Genomic DNA, 20,619 nt, shown 5'->3' on the forward strand with positions numbered 1-20,619 from the left:
AGAGCGGTAGGCGATTATCAGTTATTTTGTGAATTTCGCATGGCCGATTCACAGAGGAAGTGGCAGTTTTTCCCAGTTTACTGAACACCTAATGTCACCTTTTTTGTGAACCTACAGGGCCTACGCTTGGGCCTGGGCCTACAGCACGACACCGTTTTCGGCGCTCAAAGTCGTGGTGTACGACTTCAGCCCAAGCCGTGCCGGTGAACATGCACGCAATTTCCTGGGCGACTGGAACGGCAAGCTGGTTTGCGATGATTTCGCTGGTTACAAAGCTGGTTTTGAGCAAGGCATCGCTGAAACCGGCTGCATGGCTCATGCACGTCGCAAGTTTTTCGATCTGCACGTAGCTAACAAAAGTCAGCTGGCCGAACAAGCGCTGTACTCGATCAGCGACTTGTAAGAGGTCGAGCGCCAAGCGCGTGACATGAGTGATGAGGATCGCGGGCGAATACGTCAGGAAATGGCGACGCCGATCCTCAAAACAATGCATAACTGGATGTTGGCCTAGCGCGACCTGGTGCCCATTGGGTCAGCCACGGCCAAAGCCCATGGGCGATTCACGCAACCAGTTGACTGCTGAGCGAAAACCTCCGTAGCTTAGCGACAGGAGATCAAAGAGTGAGGACGAAAAATACAGAAACTCGTCTCCGTTATGATGATACTGCTTAGAGGTACCATATACTCTTAGCTAGGGGAATGACGCTAAAGCACTCGCTTTGCCTTCAAAGCAGTCGTAAGAATCGTAACGACAAATAAAATGCACGCCCCTTAACTCATCCACCCACGCGCAGATCGCGATCAGCCGAAAAAATAATCTCTGTGACCTTGAGGTTCTCTCGATGAGGCGAGTGATGAATGCTGTAGCAGGCCCCGCCTACTACCTTATAGATATAGCCCTCTTCCGTCCCTGAGGCGTCTTCAGCAATGCTCACTTCCTGAAGCGGTTCCATCACCCAGTCTTTCCCACCTCTCATGTGGCCAGGAGACATCAGATGTGCCTGCGCGATCCATGAGCAGTCATCAAGCTCCGAAAGCATCTGTTTAAGTATCGGTACCGTAGGGATCATCAGCATGCTGCCCACGATGTCATCACCATAATCGCGCACGAGCTCCACGTAAAACCATGGGTAGTGCAGCTCCAGCTCAATAAATTTCCAGCGGCGACTGGAAGGTTCTCCGAAAATGTCGGCTGAGCTGAGTTCAGCGTGCCTGTAGGTCTTGAACATCGAAAAATCCTCAAAATATTAACAATAGTTAATGGATGTCCGACGTTCAAGACGGCTTCATCATTCCTTTTGTAGGAATGAAAAAATGGAACTGAAACAGGCATTTGGGAAAGCAATGAGGCAGCTCAGAAAATCCCGCAACCTTAACCAAGAAGATTTCGGTGGCCACAGCAGCCAAACCTACCTCAGCCAACTGGAAGCCGGAGGAAAAGGCCCTACCCTCGAAATGGTGCATGGGCTCGCCTCTGCCATGAATGTCCATCCTTTGACGATCTTGACCCAGTGCTACCTTTTTATGGACAAGGATGCCACTCTGGATTCAATCATTCAGCGCGTTCGTGAGGAGCTCAGCGTGACGCCATCGGACCGATGAGGATGGGCATCTGCACCCTTCAGCATGGGCTGAGATGTCCTGTCTGATGCAACCAAATTCTGCGCTTCCTGACCCATTGGCTGGGTTGCGCCTGGGCCCTACCTATGAGGGAAAGGAGAGACATTGAAAGGCCGGCGGAAGGTAAAGACTGAGAAGTGGCGTATCAAGTCGGAACAGGAAGGCAGCGCCCAAGAGCTTCTGCGAGGGCGGGCACAGACGCGAGGAAGGTTCCTCGATATAGCCGCACAAGCCGGCAAGAGAATGGAACCCGTTGGCCGACTAGCCGGTTGAGAGATACGCTTTCACATTTGAGGTGTGCAAATGAACGATCCTCAGATACTAGCGCTTTGCCCCAGTTCACCGCTGGGATGCTGGAGCATCGTCCACCGATGCTACAAAGGAAGGTGCGAGCAAATCTTGCACCTGGCGACGCGAGTGCTTGGCAGTCGAGTGCTCGCCGCGCAATGGCTATACAAACCAGCGATCGGGCTAAGTCATCAGGTACCTTGCATCATCCTGATAAGTCGATCGGGCTATCAGCAAGTGGTGACACTTCTAGAACGAATTGAACACGGCGTCTACGCTTAACGCCGCAAGGTTCCATGCCAGAGGACCTGTCCACTACTCGTCTGACATAGGTTTAGCTGTGTCTATCGCAGAGTCTATATCGAACCGAATCAAGCGTATGCCTAAGGGAAGGCCCTTTGTTAGAGCCGTATTCGAGCGAGCCGGCTCTCGCTCCGCGGTAAACAAAGCTCTTTCTCGAATGGTGCTCAGGGGTTCCCTGGAGCGCGTTGCCCGCGGCGTTTACATGCGTCCCAAGCACAGCCAATACACGGGTAAAAGGGTTCGAGCCAACCCGCTTTCTGTATTGGAAGCCGTCGCTAGGGCAAGAGGCGAGACTATCCAGATCCATGGTGCAGAAGCTGTTCGTCGACTGGGGCTGAGTGTTCAGATGCAGGTCCTGCCTACTTACTACACCAGCGGGACGACACGTGAGATCAAGATCGGTAACGCGGTTGTTAGGCTGCGCCATGCGTCTCGCCAACGACTCCAGCAAGCTGGAACGCCAATAGGGACGGCCCTGACCGCTTTTTGGTATCTCGGAGAAAATGGGGTGGATGAGCAGGTCGCGAGCAAGATTGTCAGCTCGCTCAGCGCTGAAGAGTTCAAAAGGCTCATGGAATGCAAAATGCCTAAGTGGATGCGCTCAGCACTGGCCAACTACGCTCGAAATGTGAACTGAAAAATTCTGAACCGGGAGCGAATCCGACGAAAAATCTACGCAACGCATTACGAAGGCCGGAGTTGTATTTTCGATTACATGGAGATACTCATAAACGCCGGTGCGGCATATATTATGCAACTGTTGCCAGTAGAGCACGAGAAACGCTAGATCATGAACTTAGAGAGCACCGAGGAAACCAGTGGCGACTCTAACCTAAATTACTCCAGTAGACTCCGCATACCTTAATCGCCACTATCTGCATCGAGATACTTGTATGCCATTTTCGATTCAAGAGCAGCCAGAGTTGCGCGAACCTGCGTTGATTTTGGCTGAGTATATACTCCACTTGATTCAATAGACGAGTGATGCATAGCTGACTTAATCGTAAGATCCGTGGCTCCGTCTGCGGCAAGTCGCTGCCCATAGGAATGCCTGTGTCCATGAGGGGTAGTACCTAACATTTTCTCACTGATCAACCCAATGCGCTTTACAGCCGCTCTATGTGCTTTCCTGTAGGCGGTATGTGAATACGGCTGCCCAAGCTTGTTAGTGAATGCATAAGGATGCTCTTGACCTAATGCAGGTTTCACTCTGTGCATGCAATGATATTCACTCCACAACTGCGCAAATACTTCTGCCTTGAATGCGGGATGAAAGAAAACTTCAAAACTCATGCGCTGACGATCAGTAAACGCCCTACCCTTCGCACCCAAAAACAAAGAATCCTGCGATTTGACCAGTAGATTTCTAGGAATCAGCCCATACTTGTCACGCAGAAATGCTTGACGCTTCATCCGTTTTTTTCCAGGCGCTAATCCGAGTTGAGGATGATAAATTCGAACGACAACTTCACCTTTCTCAACTGTGACATCATCGCACCACAAGCTCAACGCCTCAGATAACCTTAGCCCGCCATAATGCATGAGCATAGTGATTAAGATATCTCTAATACTGTATACATTTTTCCGAAGCTTGAACCCCTGCGCAAGAAAGGCATCAATCGATTCTTCGGGAAAATCTTTTGCAGGCTCTAGATCAAAGCCTATCATTGAAGTAGACCTGACCTCCCTACTCATTGAAAAATCAGGTGGCTTTATCCAAAGATGCGAAAGAAAAGCATTATTCTTCCGATGGACGTAAGCTGCCCAATTAAGTTTTTCCTCAGCACGATTCGCTTTGCGCCAAGTATTTAAAACCAGTCCAGAATCTTCATTTAGCGCAGCCAGCCAGTCTGAAAATTGAGTAATCGCGGAAATAATCTTGGAGGCATCATCTGGCTGTCTTGGCTCCCACCACAACTCAGACGGATCGCACCCCCGCTCCACGGTACCACTATACAGTGAATTGGAAAACGATCTAAACAGCATTTGGGGAGAATCAAAAAACTGATGATTAGCTTCTACATATTCCAACAACAGCTGCACAGCAAAGGTCGCACTATCTTGCCATGACCTGCTCTTACGCCCATTCAAGTACATATAGTGAGCAAAATCCTTAAGTATCCCTTCGTCTGTAATGATTACAGGCAACACCGGTCGAAAACCAGTTGCATCCAATCTCAGCACTCTGTACTCACGATGGGATCGTTCGAAGAAAACAGGCATTTTGCTGACTCCGGAGATCAATGCAGTTGGCGACTTTCGTTTTCACAGCATAGCTGAGCTCGGTCCAGCAGAGAGGTAGGCCAAATTTTTTTGGGACTATAGCTTGGGTTAACCTTCCTCGATGGCTACTGCATCATCACCCCGGAAGGCGAAGAGCCGAAGCACCTGAAGGCCGGCGACGTGTTCGTGATCGAACCAGGTATGAAAGGCACCTGGGAAGTGGTCGAGACCGTGCGCAAGTATTTTGTCTTCGCCTGATCCCTGAAGCTACACATAGCCCTGTGTAGGAGCAGTCTTGTGCTGCGAAGAGGCCAGTTCAGACACAGCAGTTGTGTTGTCTTGGCTGGCCTCTTCGCAGCACAAGGCTGCTCCTACAACCATCTCTAGCCTGAAATACGGGCAAAAAAAATCGCGGGGCAGGTGCCCTTCCCTCTGGTGCGCAGTTACAGAGGGAAGGCCGCCTGGCCCGCGATGAAGCCCACCTCTTGCGTCAATCTTTCTTGCGATAACCCTCGACGATGGCCGAGAAGTCCTTGCCACCCTCGCCACGCAGGCTCATGGCCTGGTACAGCTGCTGGGCCACAGCACCCAGGATCACCGGTTGGTGAGCCTGGCGTGCCGCTTCAGTGGCCAGCCCCAAATCCTTGAGCATCAGTTCGGCGCCAAAGCCACCGGTATAACCACGCGATGCCGGCGCCGTTTCGATAATGCCCGGCCACGGGTTGTAGGTGTCCGAACTCCAGCAACGCCCGGTCGAACTGTTGATGATGCCGGCCAGCACCTTGGTATCGATGCCCAGCGCGTTGCCCAGGGCCATGGCCTCGGACACACCGACCATCGAGATGCCCAGCAGCAGGTTGTTGCAGATTTTGGCGATCTGCCCGGTGCCGACTTCACCGCAGTGCACGATGTTGCGGCCCATCTGCTCCAGTACCGGCTTGAGCGTGGCGAACAGCTCGGCACTGGCGCCTACCATGAAGGTAAGGGTGCCGGCCGCCGCGCCGCCAGTGCCACCGGACACCGGCGCGTCGCCCATGTCTACGCCTTTGGCCGCTGCCGCCTTGGACACATCACGGGCGGTTTGCGGGTCGATGGTGCTGCAGTCCACGGTAGGCGTACCGGCACGAATACCGGCCAGCACGCCATCTTCGTTCAGGTACACGCTGCGTACATGGGCAGCAGCCGGCAGCATGGTGATCACCAGCTCGCTGTTGGCTGCCGCGTCCTTGGGTGATGGGCTGATCTGCCCACCCAGCTCTGCCAGCTCGGCCAGCACGGCCTTGTTGAGGTCGAACAGGTTCAGTTGATGCCCGGCCTTGATCAGGTTGCGGGCCATGGGCGCACCCATATTGCCCAGACCAATGAATGCAATACGCATGACTTCTCCTTAGCGCAGGCTGATGGTGGTGTTCACACCGTCATTGACGCTGTCGTCATCGAACCAGCGAGCGGTGACGGTCTTGGTCTGAGTGTAGAACTGCACCACTTGCTTGCCGTACGGGCCGAGGTCGCCGAGCTTGGAGCCGCGGGAGCCGGTGAAGCTGAAGAACGGTACCGGTACCGGGATCGGGATGTTGATGCCGACCTGGCCGATATCAATTTCGCTCTGGAACTTGCGCGCTGCCGCGCCGCTCTGGGTGAACAGCCCGGTGCCATTACCGAACGGGTTGGCGTTGACCAGGGCGATGGCCTCGTCGAGGGTATCGACCTCCAGGGTAACCAGTACCGGGCCGAAGATTTCCTGGGTATAGACCTGCATGTCGGTCTTCACGCCCGAGAACAGGGTTGGGCCAACGAAGTTGCCCTGCTCGTAACCGGGCACCGTGACCTCGCGGCCGTCGAGTTCCAGCTTGGCGCCTTCCTTGATGCCGCTTTCGATCAGGCCCAGCACACGCTCCTTGGCGCGTTTGGAAACCACCGGGCCAACGTCGGTGCCCGGTTCGCAGCCGGCATTGACCTTCAGTTTGCTTGCCGCTTCCTTGATGTCGGGCAGCCACTCACGGGCCTTGCCCACCAGCACCGCCACCGAGGTGGCCATGCAGCGTTGGCCCGCCGCGCCGAAGGCGGCACCGACCAGGGCGTTGATGGTTTGCGTGCGGTTGGCATCGGGCAGCACCACTGCGTGGTTCTTGGCACCCATCATCGACTGCACGCGCTTGCCGTGCTGGCTGCCGAGGTTGTACACGTGGGTGCCGACTTCAGTAGAGCCGACGAACGAAATGGCCTTGATATCCGGGTGAGTGCAGATGGCATCCACCACTTGCTTACCGCCATGCACCACGTTGAGCACGCCGGCCGGTACGCCGGCTTCCAGCGCCAGCTCGACCAGCAGCATGGTCGACAGCGGATCTTGCTCGGACGGTTTGAGCACGAAGGTGTTGCCACACACGATGGCCATGGGGAACATCCACAGCGGGATCATGGCCGGGAAGTTGAACGGGGTGATACCGGCGCATACGCCGATTGGCTGGCGCAGGGTGTAGGTATCGACACCGCCGGCGACGTTCTCGGCAAATTCGCCCATTTGCAGGGTGCCAATGGACGCGGCGTGTTCGACCACTTCCAGGCCGCGGAAAATATCGCCTTCAGCGTCGGCCAGGGTTTTGCCCTGCTCGGCGCTGAGCACCTGGGCAATGCGTTTGGTGTGTTCGCGGATCAGCGCCTGCAGCTTGAGCATGATGCGCATGCGCGCGCCGATCGGGGTGTTTCGCCAAGTCTGGAAGGCGCGGTGGGCAGCGGCCACGGCAGCGTCGACTTCCTCGACGGTGGCGAACGGCACCCGCGCCAGCACCTCTTGGGTGGCCGGGTTGACGATGTCGCGCCATTCGGTGGTCTTTGACTCGACCCACTGGCCGTCGATCAGCAGCTTCACCTGCTCTACCTTGGCCTGGTTTGGGGATTGCGGTGCGTTCATCTGCGTTCTCCTTGGAATTATTGTCGGGACGAGATCGCCAGCGCCAAGCAAACGCGAGGTGGCGTCCTGAGGCTTGTTTCGAGTATAGATGTGCAAACATCCAACAAGAACGCACAAAAAAACCGGATCATCATGCAAAAAGACCTCACATCCCTGAGCGCGCTCAACTGGGACGACCTGAAGTTTTTCCTCGAAGTGGCGCGCACCCGCAAGGCCAGCAGCGCTGCCAAACGCCTGAGCGTGGACTACACCACGGTGTCGCGGCGCATCAGCTCGCTGGAGGGGGCGTTGGGCACGCTGTTGTTTGAAAAGTCGCGGACCAACGGCTTTGTCCTTACCGCCGAGGGGCAGCGCTTGCTCGGTTATGCCGAATCGATCGAAAGCACGCTGCACATGGCGTGCGAGCAGGTGTCCGGGTCGGGCGTGGCATTGTCGGGGCATGTACGCATGGGCTGCACCGAAGGCTTCGGCAGCTTTTTCGTTACCCCGCAGCTAAGCCACTTCGTCGATGCCTACCCGGCGATTTCTGTGGATATCCTGCCGCTGCCGCACTTCATCAGCCTGTCCAAGCGTGAGGCGGACATCGTAATTGCCCTGGAGCGACCGGAGCATGGGCCTTATGTGTGCTGCAAGCTGTGCGACTACCGCTTGCGGCTGTATGCGACCCAGGACTACCTGGACAGCCATGCACCGATCCGCCAGGTAGCGGACTTGGCCAAACACCCGTTCATCAGTTACGTGGATGACCTGGCGTTCAGTTCGGAGCTTTTGTACCTGGCCAACCTGATTCCCGGCGCCAGCGCACACTTGCGCAGTACCAGTGTGATTGCGCAGTACACCGCCGCGTTGCAGGGGCGTGGGCTGGCGATACTGCCGTGCTTCCTTGCGGCGCAAGACCCGCGACTGGTGACGGTGCTGCCCGAGGAGATCGAGGTGACGCGGCAGTTCTGGATGTACTGCCGGGAGGATTTGCGCAAATTGAAGCGCATTACCCTGCTGTGGGATTACATCCGTGGGGTGACCGAGGCGAATGCACCGTTGTTGATGGGCGAAACTCGCGAGATGCGCTTTGCCCAGGAGTGATGGTGCTGCGTAGCGCCTTTGTAGGAGCAGCCTTGTGCTGCGAAGGGGCCAGTCATGGCAATACGGCTGCTGTGCCTGGTCTGGCCTCTTCGCAGCACAAGGCTGCTCATACAGAGAAGTGTGATAGCTCAGCGGACAGCGGTCAGTAGGACGCCACCACGATCGACACCCGACGGTTCTCGGTGCGCCCCGCACTGGTACGGTTGTCCGCCACCGGTTGTGTGCTGCCCAGGCCGCGGCTCTGGATGTTCTGCGCCTGCATGCCAACCCCGACCAGCGCCCTGGTCACGCTCTGCGCGCGGCGCTCGGACAGCTGCTGGTTGTACGCCGCTTTGCCCGACGAATCGGCATGGCCATCCACCCGTACGCCCTGGATGCCAACGCCAAGCAACGCCTTGCCAATGCGTTCGACAATCGCCTGGCTCTGGCCGTTGAGGCCGTCCAGATCGCTGCCGAACAGCACCTTGCCAGACAAGTCGTAAGCCCAGCCTTCATCGGTCGGGGTAAACCCTTCGCGCTTGAGTACGGCAATCTGTTCTGGGGTAAGGCCCTTGGGGGGTGCGCTCTGGCAACCGGTCAGCGCCAGCACGGCGAGTAACAAGGTCCAAAGGGAAAAGCGTAAAGCGTGTATCACGTGTTCAACTCCTGTTCTTGATTTCACTGGCGGACCGTTCCGTCTGCGCCACTTGCCAATGGCCACGGCGCTTGCGCTTGGCCTGGTACATCGCCGCATCGGCGGCATTGAGAAGACTGGCGGGGTCAGCGCCGTCATCCGGGTAATAGGCAATACCGACACTCAGTGAGGTGGCGATACTGCGGCCACTGTCCAACTGCACGGGCAGCTGCATGCTGGCAATGATCTTTTCGGCAATGTGCTCGGCGTCCTCGCGCGACTGCAAAGGCGTCAGCAGCACCGCGAACTCATCACCGCCCAAGCGTGCCACCAGGTCGTGTTCGCGCAGCTGGGCCCGCACGCGGTCGGCCACGCTGATCAGCACTTCGTCGCCCACGGCATGGCCGAGCGTGTCGTTGATCTGCTTGAAGTGGTCGCTGTCGAGGAACAGCAGCGCCAGGTGTTCCTGCTGCCGCGCCGCGTTACGCACGCTACGGCTCAGCCGCCCCTCGAAGAAGGCGCGGTTGGGCAGGCCGGTCAGGCTGTCGTGACTGGCCTGGTGCGCCAGGGTCTGGTTTTCGTTCTGCAGGTGGCTGTGCCATACCTCGAGTTCGTCGAGCAAGGCATTGAAGTCGTTGCCCAGTTCGTTGAGTTCTGCAATCCCCGCTTCCGGCACGCGCCGGTCAAAACTGCGCTCGCGGCGGGCGGCGTGGGCGACGCTGGCCAAGCCACGCAGCGGGCGGACGATATCGCTGAGCAGGCGCCGAGACAGGTATTGCGCAGCCAAGGCACTGAGTATTGTGCAGAACAGGATGCCGGCCAAGCCACTCAGCAGGAACAGCAACAGGCTACGGCCCTGGCCAACCAGTTCGATGTGCCCGACCTGCTGCTGCTGGTGCAGGATCGGCAGGTTGATCGGTTCATCCAGCAAGGCGGTGGCAACCTGCACTTCAAGCTTGGCGAGCATGCCCGTATCGCCCCGTTGCCAGTGCGCCAGCAGCTCGCCTTCGTCGTTGAAGACCTTGGCCTCGGCCACCTCCTCTTTGCTGGCGATCAGCACCAGCGATTCATTGGCTGCGGCACTGTCATCGAATACCACCGCCGCTTCCACGGTGTAGCTGATCGAACGGGCGATCAGGTGCAGGTTGTGATTGGCATAGACACGCAAGGCCAGCACGCCCAGCAGGGTAAGTGAAATACCGGCCAGGCCCACGGCGAGCAAGGCAACGCTGAGGTGGCCACGCCCAAGCACCGAACGCAGGGTTGGGCGCACGCCATGCTTGCGGGTCGGCTTCATGGCTGCACCGCCCGGCGCCGCGACAATTGCAGCACACTGGGGTGGATGCGTACGCCGGAACGCGCCACCGAGTCGAGGTTGACGTCAAAGGCCACCTGCTGATCGCTGACCCGCAGGCAGAACAGGCTACCAACCGTGCACGGGTCGTTCGCTTCGCTGATGCTCAGTACCGGGTGGCCGCTGACGCGCTCGAACAGCCGGTCGCGCTGGCCTTGGTCGAGTTTGCCGATGTAGATGGCATCGCAGGCCTGAGCGACCTGGGTGTCTTCTGCCAGCAGGCGCCGCACCTGCAGCGGGCGCCCGGACTCCTGAACATGGCCTTTGATCAGGTCATCGGCGTACTCGGTCGGGCCGACCAGGCACAAACGCAAGGGTGAGGGTTCGACGGGCCAGCGGGCGTAACTGAAGATGCCCAGGACCACCTGGGTGACGGCCTTTGCACGTTGCTGCGCCTGGGCGGCGGTTGTGCCGGGGTCTGCCCGGGCAGGGTCTGCGCAATAGAACAGGCCGGCCAGCAGTAGCGAAAGCGCACAGCTTGTCACTCGCCTTGCGGCCACGTTCATGTGGGAAATCTCTTAAAGTCCTTACCGCTATCGGCGCAACGATAGCACATGGCCGCATCGTTGTAGGAAGGAGCCCCTCATGTATCGGGATTGATGGCCCTTTCGCCGGCAAGCCAGCGCTAGGGCCGCGCGGTCTTACACCTGTTCGAGCATCAACCCGGAAATACGCCGCACCTTGCGCGCCACCGCTTCTTCGAAAATGCCCTGGCGTGGCTCGACCAGGCTGAAGCAGTGCTTGGCCCGGGTGATGCCGGTGTACACCAGTTCCTTGGTCAGCACCGGGTTGAGCGCATCCGGCAGCACCAGGGCGGTGTGGCTGAACTCCGAGCCCTGGGACTTGTGCACGGTCATGGCGAATACCGTTTCCACTTCATTGAGCCGGCTCGGCAGCACGAAACGCACACCACCACTGCCGTCGTTACGCGGGAAGGCCACCCGCAGCAGCGGCTCACCACGCTCGTCCGGCAGGCGCAGGGCAATACCGATGTCGCCGTTCATCAGCCCCAGCCCGTAGTCGTTGCGGGTCACCAGCACCGGACGGCCTTCGTACCAGGGCTGCTGGCTATCGATCAGCCCGGCAGCGTGCAGCACCCGCGCCACCCGTTCGTTGAGGCCTTCGACACCCCAGGCGCCACGACGCACCGCGCACAGCAACTGGAAGTCCTCGAAGCTGTGCAGCACCTTGCCCGCCCATTGCTCCCACGCGGGGTCGTCAAATGCAGTTTCGAGTGCAGGCCGGTAGCGGCCAAGTGTGCGCAGGTAGCTGCGATAGCCTTGCGGGCCTTCGGCACCGCGGTTCAGGCCGTCGAGTAGCAGGCGGTCGAAAGCCCGGTCCTGCTCGTGCTTGAGGGCAAGGCTGTGCACATCGGCCGGCGGCGTGGCCAGCAGGTTGCGCGCCGCATGGGAGTCCTGGCAGTTGACCAGCCGCGCCAGTTGACCAATACCGCTGCCTTCCCCGAAGCGCCGTGAGAAGCGCAGCATCACCAATTGCTGGGCCAGCGGGTTGCGCTGCTCATCACCGGCCTTCAGGCCGCTGGCGGCCAGCGACTCACCGCTGATCTGTTCCAGCCACGCAGAGGTCGCCGACGAATAGTGGCCCCCCTCGGCATCCCGGCACAGGTCGCCCAGCACCGCACCGGCCTCGACCGAAGCCAGCTGGTCCTTGTCGCCCAGCAGCACCAGGCGCGCGCGGGGTGGCAGGGCGTCGAGCAGGTTAGCCATCATTTCCAGGTCGATCATCGACGCTTCATCGACCACCAGCACGTCCAGCGGCAAGGGGTTGCCTGCATGGTGGCGAAAGTGCCGCGAGCCGGGGCGGCTGCCGAGCAGACGGTGCACAGTGCTGACTTCAGTGGGGATCTGATCACGTACTTCGGCGCTGACCTGCAAGCGCTCGACTTGCTGGCCAATCGACTCCGTCAGGCGCGCAGCAGCCTTGCCGGTCGGCGCGGCCAAGCGGATGCGCAGCGGCCTGCCCTGCTCCACTGCCGGCCCCTGCAGCAAGGCCAGCAGGCGCACCACGGTAGTGGTTTTGCCTGTGCCGGGGCCACCGGTGATGATGCTGAAACCGGCACGGGTTGCCAGCGCACAGGCAAGCTTCTGCCAGTCCACCTGGCCAGCTGGCGCTCCCCCTTCGAACAGTTGCGACAGGCGACCTGACAGATCGGCCAGCGGCGCCTCGGCCTGGGTCAGGCGCTGGCGCAGGATCTGGTCGATGCGCCGCTCGTAGCGCCAGTAGCGGCGCAGGTACAGGCGCTCACCGCTGAGCACCAGTGGCCGCGCCTGCTGCCCCGGGGTATCGCCGGCAGCCACCAGCGCGCTGGCGGCGATGCGTTGGCGCCAGTCCTTCAAACCGAGGTCGGCCAGCAACTGCGAGGGCAGCAGCAAGGGGCCTATCAAGGCGTCGCCTTCCGGCGGCAGTGACAATGCAAAATCGGGCTCGGCCAGGGTTTGTTGCAGGTCCAGGCAGACATGCCCGTGGCCCAGTTGGTGGCTGGCCAGCGCCGCCGCCAGCAATAGCAAGGGGTCGCTACCGGGGGCGCGCTCTTCGAGGAACGAGACGAACGCGCGGTCCAGGGCACGCAGCCAGCCCCGCTCTACCCAGCGGTCGAGCAGTTGCAGCAGGTCACCGCTGTCATGCTGTGGCGCCAGCGCCAGCAGGTGTTCGGCGTGCAACGGGGTGGGCAACAGGTCGACCAGGTTTCGGCTCTTGGCGCGGCTCATATCACGGCTCCGGCAAACAGGTCTTGCTGTGCCGGCGGGTGCTCGCCACGGAACAGCGCATCAAGGCGTTCAATCAGCTCGCGCGGTGGCTTGGTGTGATACACACCGTGGCCACTGCTGCTGGCGCCCCGCAGGAAGATGAACAATGCACCGCCAACATGGCGGTCGTAATCGTAGTCCGGCAAGCGAGCGCGCAACTGGCGGTGCAGGGCCAGCAGGTACAAGACGTACTGCAGGTCGTAGCGGTGCTCGAGAATGGCCTTTTCCATGGCCATGGCGTCGTAGGCCTGGATATCCGGGCCCAGCCAGTTGGACTTGTAGTCAGTCACGTAGTAACGCCCATCCAGCTCGAACGCCAGGTCGATGAAACCTTTGAACATGCCGTTGAGCACGGTCGGCTGCGCCGCCGGGCGCGCCAGGCCGGGGTGGGTGTGGCGCGCCACCAGGCGGTCGAGTTGTTCGGTGTCGACCCGGTGGCTGGCGAACCAGAACTCCATTTCGATCTGGTAATGACGCAACTGCCCGAGCGTCACGCCCTTTTCACAGCCCGGCAATGGCAGCGTCTCGCCCAGCAGGCGTTGCATCCAGTGGCTGAGGGTGGGAATCCAGCCCGCCCAGTCACGGCGATTACAGCGCTGGCCCACGGTACGCTCGATCTGCTGAGGGTTTTCGCTGACCTGGCTGAAGCCCTCCCGGCCGGCCCATTCCAGCAAGCCATGCAGGAAAGTGCCAGGGTTCGGCCCTCGCGGAAAGCGGTGGATATCGCCACTGTCGGCCGGTACCTCTCGCAGTATCTGGGCATCGACCACTTCGTCATCCAGCAACTGCTGTGCCTGCGAGCTGTCGGCAACAAGCGTCTGATCGCCGATGCGCAGGGCGCTATACGAGGCGATCCACCAATGCTCGGCTGCCGCGCGGCGCGGTTTGCGTGCGGGCACACGCTCACATTCGGCGTGCGGCATGCGATACACCCGGTCATCAGCCTGCGGCAGGCCCGAGCAGGTGATGTACGGGCATGTTGACGCCAACGCTTGCAACCAGCCTGCAAGCTGCTCCGAGCCCGCCAGGGCAAGGCCGCCACCCAGCAGGTAGCCAAAAGCCGAGCGGTGCAGCTGCGAAGTCTTCTGGTTACCGCGCTTGAGGTCGGCAACACCTAGCCAGCAAGCATGCTGGGCACGGGTCAGGGCTACGTAGAGCAGACGCAGGTCTTCGGCCAGGCGCTCGTCATCGGCGCGCTCGATCTGTAGCGGGTCCGGGGTGAGGGTGAGGTGGGCGTTACCTTCGCTGTCATGCCAGGCCAGTGGCAGGCGGCTGCCATCCACCGGCTTGCTGGTGCAGATGAACGGCAGGTAGACCAAGGGATACTCCAGGCCCTTGGACTTGTGGATGGTCACCACCTTGACCAGCTGCTCGTCGCTTTCCAGGCGCAGGATCTGCTCTTCACCGGCCTGCCCGGAACTGGCCAGATGATCGGCGAGGTGGCGGATCAGCGCCTGTTCGCCGTCCAGCTCACCCGCCGCCTGCTGCAACAGCTCGGCCAGGTGCAGCAGGTTGGTCAGGACACGCTCGCCATCACTGCGGCGGACCAGCGTGCGCGGCAGCTCGAAGTCATGCAGCAGGTGCCGCAGCATGGGCAACACGCCTTGGCGTTGCCAGGTATCGCGATAATGGCGAAAACGCATGACCCAGCCTTCCCAGACCCGTTCGTCCTGGTTCAAGCGGTCCAGCGCTACCAGCGACAAGCCCAAGGTGAGGCTGGCCAGGGCCGCCTTGAGCAGGCGCTCCGAGTCTGGCTCGGCGCAGGCCTTGAGCCAGGCCAGCACATCGTGGGCCTCCTGAGCCGTGAATACCGAGTCTTTGTCTGACAGGTACACACTGCGCACATCGCGTGCGGCCAATTCGGCGCGCACCATCTGCGCTTCATGCCCGTCACGCACCAGGATGGCAATGTCGGAGGGCAGGCACGGGCGCAATTCGCCCTCGGCATTCTGGAAGCCCGCCGTGCCCTGCTGACCGCCATTGAGCAAGGCGACGATATGGCTGGCGCAACTGGCTGCCAGCTGCTGGCGGTAGACACTGCTGGAGACTGGTTCTTCGCTTTGCAGCTGCCAGCAGTGCAGGGCTGCACTGGCAACCCCGTCAATCAGCAGCTGTTCGCCACGGCCCTTGGCGCGGACCTCGACGAACGGCAACGGGTTGTCATCGGCCTCGCGGAACAGGAACGCCCCCCGCCCCGCCTCACGCGCCTCGGCCTGCAGGAACACCTGGTTGACCGCCGCGACCATGGCCTTGCTGGACCGGTAGTTGGTGTCCAGGCTGTGCAGGCGGCCGCTGGTGGCGCGCCGGGCAGCAAGGTAGGTGTAGATGTCGGCCCCTCGAAAGGCGTAGATCGCCTGCTTGGGGTCGCCGATCATGAACAGGCCGGTTTCTGCGCGGTTTTCGCTGACAGGGTAGATGCGCTCGAAAATGCCGTACTGCACCGGGTCGGTATCCTGAAACTCGTCGATCAGGGCTACCGGGAACTGTTCACGGATCAGGCTGGCCAGGCGCTCGCCGGCCTCGCTGGCGAGGGCGTACTGCAAGCGCACGAGCATGTCGTCGAAGCCCATTTCTGCACGCCGGCGCTTCTCCACTTCGAAACGCGCCAATACCCAATTGGCCGCGTGCTCGAGCAGGGCGGCATCCGGACTGTCCAGGGCCTGCAATTGCTGCTGCAAGCTCTGCATGGCGTTCAGGCCCGGGTGCTCGGGCGGTTCCCCCTTCCAGGCCTCGGCCATGCCCGCCGGGGTCAGGCGGGTGAAGCCCGTGCCCAAGTCGAGCTCTACCCGTTGCTCATCCCCGGCCCAGGCGCAGAGCTTGTCGAACCAAGGTTCGAAGTAACGGGCTTGCATCTTGCGGCCATCGACCTGCTTGGCAGCCAGCGCATCGCGGCAGATCTGCCGCAGTTCTTCGGCCCACTGCGCCCACGGTGCTTTCAGCCTGGCCAACTGTTCGCCACGTTGCTGCAGCGAGGCCTGGATCAATGCGGCTGGCTCTGGCCCATCCTGCTGGGCACGCACGCGGCCGAACAGTGGGCGAATGCGCGGCAGCAAAGCATCGGGGCTACCCCAGTTGTCACGCACCCAGGCCAGTGCGTCACCTTGCATGCCATAGCAGAAGCGCCGCCAGTAATCGCGCATCACCTGGCCCAGCAACTCGCTGTGGTCGGTTTCCAGGGTCTGGGTGAACAGGCTGCCGCTGTCGAAGGCATGCTCACGCAGCATGCGCTGGCACCAGCCGTGGATGGTCGATACCGCCGCCTCGTCCATCCACTGCACGGCGATTTCCAGGCGGCCGGCACAACGTGGCCAAGCCTCTTGCGGGTAATCGTCACGCAGTTGGTGCAACAGCGGATCGGCGCCTTCCAGTTCGCCACGGAAGAACCGTGCAGCCTCCGCCAGGCGCGCGCGGATGCGTTCGCGCAGCTCTTTGGTGGCTGCATCAGTGAAGGTGACCACGAGGATTTGCGGTGGCAGCAGCTCGCGTGCGAAGCCCTGCTCGCCCCCATGACCGAGGATCAGGCGCAAGTACAGCGCCGAGATGGTGAAGGTCTTGCCCGTGCCAGCGCTGGCCTCGATCAGCTGGCTGCCGTGCAGGGGGAAACTCAGTGCCAGGGGACGGTCCTGGGTCATGCGCCTTTCTCCGAGTTGCCCAGGGTCTGCCAAGGGGCGGTGAACAATGGGCGGTACAAGGTTTCGCACCAGCCTTCAAAGGTTTCGTCAGCGGTGAGTGCGGCAAAGTCGCGGAACTGGCGGGCCAAGGCAATGCTCTCACTTCGCTCGCCGAAACGGGTGCGTTCATCGCCTTCGTAGGCGCGCGCAGCTGCAGCCAGGGCTTTATCCGCATCGTCCTCGGCCAGCCAGGCGAACGCGGCCTTGGCCGCGACGGGCAACGGCGCATTCATCGCCGCCTGACGGGCCACCAGCAGGTCGCCCAACAGCTGCGCAGCCTGCTGTTGCGCCAGCGGTGCGAGCAACAGGGTCAGGTCGCTGGCTACCAAGGCACTGTAATAGGAATAGCCCGCCGCACAGGCCGCCAGGTGCGTAACCCAAGGGGCGATCAGGCGGTGCCACTTGAGGTTGTTGCGCCCTGCGCTGATCGTATTGGGTACGGTGGTGATACTGAGCAGGCTCTGGTCATCCGCCTGAAAGACCCGCCCCAGCCAGCCTTCGAGGCGGTGCTGGCCGTGCTTGAAATGCACCGGCAAGGCGCCCTCGACCGGCTGCGGCCAGCGTTGCAGCAACTGCTGGTGACGTTGCAGCAGGTCGGGGAGCGGTTCGATCAACTCGCTTTGCAGCAGCTCGCCGAAACCGGCCAGCGGCAGCAAACCACAGGCCTGAAGGCGCCTGGCCTGGGCCCGCAAGGCCTGTTCGGCGTTATCCGGTTCGGCCAGCGCGGCGCCAAGCAGGCTTTCACTGGCGCCATAGCGCTGCAGGGTATCAAGGACAAAAGGTTCTTCGTCCGGAGTGGGCGCTTCCAGCGCCTCGAAGTAAACCTTCAAGCGCTGGCTGAAGAAATGCCGCACCGGGTGGCGCAAAAAGTCATTGAGCTGGGTCAGGCTCAGGGCTTCATCGTCAAGGTAAGGCGGCAAGCCGGTATCAATCTGCTCATCCTCCTCGCCCTGCTGGTGCAGCAGCTGCCATTCGTGGGCGAAGCTGAACAACGGGCTGCCCTTCTGGAAGTAGCGTGAGCTGAAAGGCTGCAGGGGATGCTCCTGGGTCAGTGCGTGCAGCAGTTGCTCGCCCGGTTGCGCTGGCGACCCCTCCTGCGCCCCGACCAGATGCCAGCCTGCAGCGATGTGATCACGCAACTGGCCCACCAGGACCGAGGCAGGTCGCTCGCTGTTGTCGCGGATACTGCGCCCGACCCAGCTGACGTACAGCTGGTCACGCGCCGACAGCAGCGCTTCCAGCAACAGGTAACGATCGTCTTCGCGCCGTGAGCGGTCACCGGGGCGGTAGTCGCTGGCCATCAGGTCGAAGTCCAGTGGTTGCTGGGCGCGCGGGTAATCGCCATCGTTCATGCCCAGCAGGCAGACCACCCGGAACGGGATGGCGCGCATAGGCATAAGGGTGCAGAAGTTCACCGAGCCGGCGAGGAAGCGTTGCGACAGCTTGCCCTGGTCGAGGCCCGACAGCCAGGCTTCACGCACTACGGTGAGCGGCAACGGGTCTTGCAGGCCGACGGCCTCGCACACTTCAAGCCAGCCATCGCGCAGCTCCTGCAGCTGCATCAGCAGGAGCTCGTCACGCTCGCCCTCAGCGAGGAAAAACACCTGCAGCAAAGCATGCAGGCGCTCGCCCCACTCGCTGACGGTCGCAGGCTCGGACAAGGCCTGGCAGGCCACTTCGAGCGCATCAAGCAGTGCGACCAGCGGGCCGATCAGTGTCGCGTCCAGGCCACCGATTTCATCATAGGGTTCGATGCCGTCACAGGCTTCGCCCACCCCCACGGCATAGCCCAGCAGCATGCGCCGCAGGCCGAAGCGCCAGCTGTTCTGTTCAAGCCCGGCGGGCAAGCCCAGGCTGGCCCGCTGCTCGGCGTTGATGCCCCAACGGATACCTGCGCCCTCGATCCAGCGGTGCAGCGTGGGCAATTCGTTTTCGCGGATACCGAAGCGGGCGCGGACTGCCGGGACGTCCAGCAGGTCAAGTACTTCGCTGACCGCAAAGCGGCTGTCTGGCAACTTGAGCAGGTGTTCGAGGGCGATCAGCAAAGGCTCGCGACCGCGCTGGCCCTGGTCAGTGAGGGTGAACGGAATGTAGCGTGGATCATTGCGGTGCAACTGGCCGAACACTGCGCGGATATGAGGCGCATAGGTGTCGACAGCCGGCAGCATGACGATCACGTCACGCGGGCGCAACGTCGGGTCGGCGCTGAAGCGGGCCAGCAGTTGGTCGTGCAGGATCTCCACTTCACGTTGCGGGCTGTGGGCAATGTGGAATCGAACAGAGCGGTCCTTCGCCGTGTCGACTGGCGGCCACAGCTCGCGGGTTTCGGCGAGCGGGCGCAGTTCAAGAATGTCGTCCTGCAGTTGGTTAAGCAGGGTTGTGGGCGAACCGTCACTGAAAAGGTCGATGCGGCCATCGCTGAACACACCTTGGTAGCTGCCAGGGTCGTCATAGCTGTCGAGCAGGTTGATATAGTCGCGACCTTGTTTGCCCCAGGCTGCCAGCAACGGGTGGGCATGTTGATGCAGCGACTGGTCGTCCAGTTGCAGGGGCATGCCCTGCTTGCGCTGCTGGCGCTTGTACTGATGGCGCAGCAGATCCTTGTCGGCAACGATATCGGCCCAGTGGTGGCGGCAGGGGTTGTGCACGCACAGCAGCACCTGGCTGAAACGCGCCAGGCCCGCCAATGCCTCCAGGGCCTGGGCAGGCAGCGAAGAGATACCGAACACGATCACCCGCGGCGGGAGCCCTGCGGGTGCCTGCTGCAAGCTGTTGATACGCTCGACGAAGCGTTGATGCACGCCGGCGCGGCTCTGTGCCATCCCCTCTTGGCCAACATCCTCCAGCAGCGCACGCCACAGTTCGGCTTGCCAGCGGTTGCCCGGGGGCAGCGCTTTGCGCTCGCCGCGGGCGGTGTTGAGGATGTGCTCGCCCGCAGCCCAGTCCTTGAGCCAATCGGCACGGTAGACCTGGTACTGGTCGAACAGGTCAGCCAGGCGCTCGGCGAGCTGGTAACGCTTGCGTAGGTCACTGTCGTCGGTGAGGAAGCGCCGCAGCGGCTCGAAATGCGGGCGCTCGATCAGGGCCGGCAGCAGGCGCATCAGTCGCCAGGTCAGCGGGGCCTTGTCGAGCAGGGAAACCTCGGGAATTTCGTCACGGCCCAGCACGCTTCGGTACAACTGCCACATGAAGCTGCCGGGCAGTTGCACATCGATTGCGGCGGCGATGCCGCAGCCGCCCAGGTCATCTGCCTGCGGGTCTTCAGCCAGCGCGAGTTTGAGCCATTGGGCGATGCCATTGCTTTGCACCAGGGCAATTTCGTTTTCCAGCGGCGCCAAGGGGTAGCGACGCATCCAGCTCACCACCAGGCTGCGCAGGTCGTCGAGGCGGTTGCCGTGGACGATCATGAAGCCGGGGTGGAGGTGGGTGATGTTGGGCATCGGCGGGTCTCTGGCAGGCGCTGGTGGCTGAGGGGGAACGATATCACGCGAACATGAAAGGGCCGAATGCCATCATTTTGAGCCCGCTTGGCTGGCGTTGCCCCTTTCACTGTAGGAGCGGGCGTGCCCGCGAAACAGGCTGCGAGGTGAATGGCACGGGCTTCGCCCGTGTTCGCGGGACAAGCCCGCTCCCACAGGGGTCCGGGCAGGGCTGAATTTTTTTGCCCACAAAGACAAAACCCCTACCTGCATGCGCAGATAGGGGTTTTGCGAAATGAATCTTGACGATGACCTACTCTCACATGGGGAAACCCCACACTACCATCGGCGATGCATCGTTTC

Annotated in this window: 14 protein-coding genes and 3 pseudogenes; 7 read left to right on the plus strand and 10 right to left on the minus strand. The window is 61.0% G+C overall.

Annotated features, from left to right (window positions below; genetic code table 11):
• Positions 1-109: 109 nt before the first annotated feature.
• A pseudogene (locus CKW35_RS13615) lies at positions 110-508 on the plus strand (transposase); the annotation flags it as partial.
• 268 nt (positions 509-776) lie between these two features.
• Here the strand turns inward: CKW35_RS13615 and CKW35_RS13620 are convergent.
• Positions 777-1,229 (minus strand): hypothetical protein, encoded by a 453-nt coding sequence (locus CKW35_RS13620; RefSeq protein WP_049696550.1) that lies wholly within the window; start codon positions 1,227-1,229, stop codon positions 777-779.
• A gap of 85 nt (positions 1,230-1,314) precedes the next feature.
• On the opposite strand from CKW35_RS13620, the gene CKW35_RS13625 reads away from it, so the two are divergent.
• The 4 genes and pseudogenes from CKW35_RS13625 to CKW35_RS28870 form a co-directional block, all read left to right on the plus strand.
• Positions 1,315-1,602 carry a helix-turn-helix domain-containing protein gene (locus CKW35_RS13625; RefSeq protein WP_049696551.1) on the plus strand — a complete coding sequence of 96 codons (288 nt, stop codon included), beginning with the start codon at positions 1,315-1,317 and terminating at the stop codon, positions 1,600-1,602.
• A 321-nt stretch (positions 1,603-1,923) separates the two neighbouring features.
• Positions 1,924-2,190, plus strand: coding sequence for an antitoxin Xre/MbcA/ParS toxin-binding domain-containing protein (locus CKW35_RS28865; RefSeq protein WP_080992911.1), 267 nt, complete (start codon positions 1,924-1,926; stop codon positions 2,188-2,190).
• A 58-nt stretch (positions 2,191-2,248) separates the two neighbouring features.
• Complete coding sequence (locus tag CKW35_RS13635; RefSeq protein ID WP_080992912.1) at positions 2,249-2,848, plus strand: DUF6088 family protein; 600 nt, start codon at positions 2,249-2,251, stop codon at positions 2,846-2,848.
• Positions 2,849-2,998: pseudogene (locus CKW35_RS28870) on the plus strand (IS3 family transposase); the annotation flags it as partial.
• Between the two features lie 74 nt (positions 2,999-3,072).
• Here CKW35_RS28870 and gmtY read toward each other — a convergent pair.
• The gene (gene gmtY / locus CKW35_RS13640; RefSeq protein WP_080992913.1) at positions 3,073-4,434 is read right to left on the minus strand and encodes a gamma-mobile-trio recombinase GmtY; all 1,362 of its coding nucleotides are present in this window, start codon (positions 4,432-4,434) and stop codon (positions 3,073-3,075) included.
• A 114-nt stretch (positions 4,435-4,548) separates the two neighbouring features.
• Between gmtY and CKW35_RS13645 the strand changes: the two are divergent.
• Positions 4,549-4,692: pseudogene (locus CKW35_RS13645) on the plus strand (cupin domain-containing protein); the annotation flags it as partial.
• A 232-nt stretch (positions 4,693-4,924) separates the two neighbouring features.
• Here CKW35_RS13645 and mmsB read toward each other — a convergent pair.
• Both mmsB and CKW35_RS13655 read right to left on the minus strand, forming a co-directional pair.
• A complete protein-coding gene (mmsB, locus tag CKW35_RS13650; protein ID WP_016489125.1) occupies positions 4,925-5,812 on the minus strand; it encodes a 3-hydroxyisobutyrate dehydrogenase in 888 nt (295 codons plus the stop codon).
• A gap of 9 nt (positions 5,813-5,821) precedes the next feature.
• Positions 5,822-7,348 carry a CoA-acylating methylmalonate-semialdehyde dehydrogenase gene (locus CKW35_RS13655; RefSeq protein ID WP_016489126.1) on the minus strand — a complete coding sequence of 509 codons (1,527 nt, stop codon included), beginning with the start codon at positions 7,346-7,348 and terminating at the stop codon, positions 5,822-5,824.
• A gap of 132 nt (positions 7,349-7,480) precedes the next feature.
• Between CKW35_RS13655 and CKW35_RS13660 the strand changes: the two genes are divergently transcribed.
• Positions 7,481-8,431 (plus strand): LysR family transcriptional regulator, encoded by a 951-nt coding sequence (locus CKW35_RS13660; RefSeq protein ID WP_023046902.1) that lies wholly within the window; start codon positions 7,481-7,483, stop codon positions 8,429-8,431.
• A gap of 142 nt (positions 8,432-8,573) precedes the next feature.
• Here CKW35_RS13660 and CKW35_RS13665 read toward each other — a convergent pair whose 3' ends face one another.
• The 6 genes from CKW35_RS13665 to recC form a co-directional block, all read right to left on the minus strand.
• Positions 8,574-9,065, minus strand: coding sequence for an OmpA family protein (locus tag CKW35_RS13665; protein WP_016489128.1), 492 nt, complete (start codon positions 9,063-9,065; stop codon positions 8,574-8,576).
• Between the two features lie 4 nt (positions 9,066-9,069).
• A complete protein-coding gene (locus CKW35_RS13670) occupies positions 9,070-10,341 on the minus strand; it encodes a diguanylate cyclase domain-containing protein (protein WP_023046901.1) in 1,272 nt (423 codons plus the stop codon).
• Positions 10,338-10,904 (minus strand): YfiR family protein, encoded by a 567-nt coding sequence (locus CKW35_RS13675; RefSeq protein ID WP_016489130.1) that lies wholly within the window; start codon positions 10,902-10,904, stop codon positions 10,338-10,340. The genes CKW35_RS13670 and CKW35_RS13675 overlap by 4 nt, the downstream gene beginning before the upstream one ends.
• A 135-nt stretch (positions 10,905-11,039) precedes the next feature.
• On the minus strand, positions 11,040-13,127 hold the full coding sequence (gene recD / locus CKW35_RS13680; protein WP_016489131.1) for an exodeoxyribonuclease V subunit alpha: 2,088 nt from the start codon (positions 13,125-13,127) through the stop codon (positions 11,040-11,042).
• Entirely contained in the window at positions 13,124-16,798 is a 3,675-nt protein-coding gene (gene recB, locus CKW35_RS13685) for an exodeoxyribonuclease V subunit beta (protein ID WP_095116133.1), read from the minus strand. Before recB ends, recD begins: the two co-directional genes overlap by 4 nt.
• The gene (gene recC, locus CKW35_RS13690) at positions 16,795-20,277 is read right to left on the minus strand and encodes an exodeoxyribonuclease V subunit gamma (RefSeq protein ID WP_095116135.1); all 3,483 of its coding nucleotides are present in this window, start codon (positions 20,275-20,277) and stop codon (positions 16,795-16,797) included. Before recC ends, recB begins: the two co-directional genes overlap by 4 nt.
• Positions 20,278-20,619 lie beyond the last annotated feature (342 nt).

Origin of the sequence: Pseudomonas sp. Irchel 3F3, assembly GCF_900187545.1 — a bacterium.
GTDB classification, from domain to species: domain Bacteria; phylum Pseudomonadota; class Gammaproteobacteria; order Pseudomonadales; family Pseudomonadaceae; genus Aquipseudomonas; species Aquipseudomonas fortuita.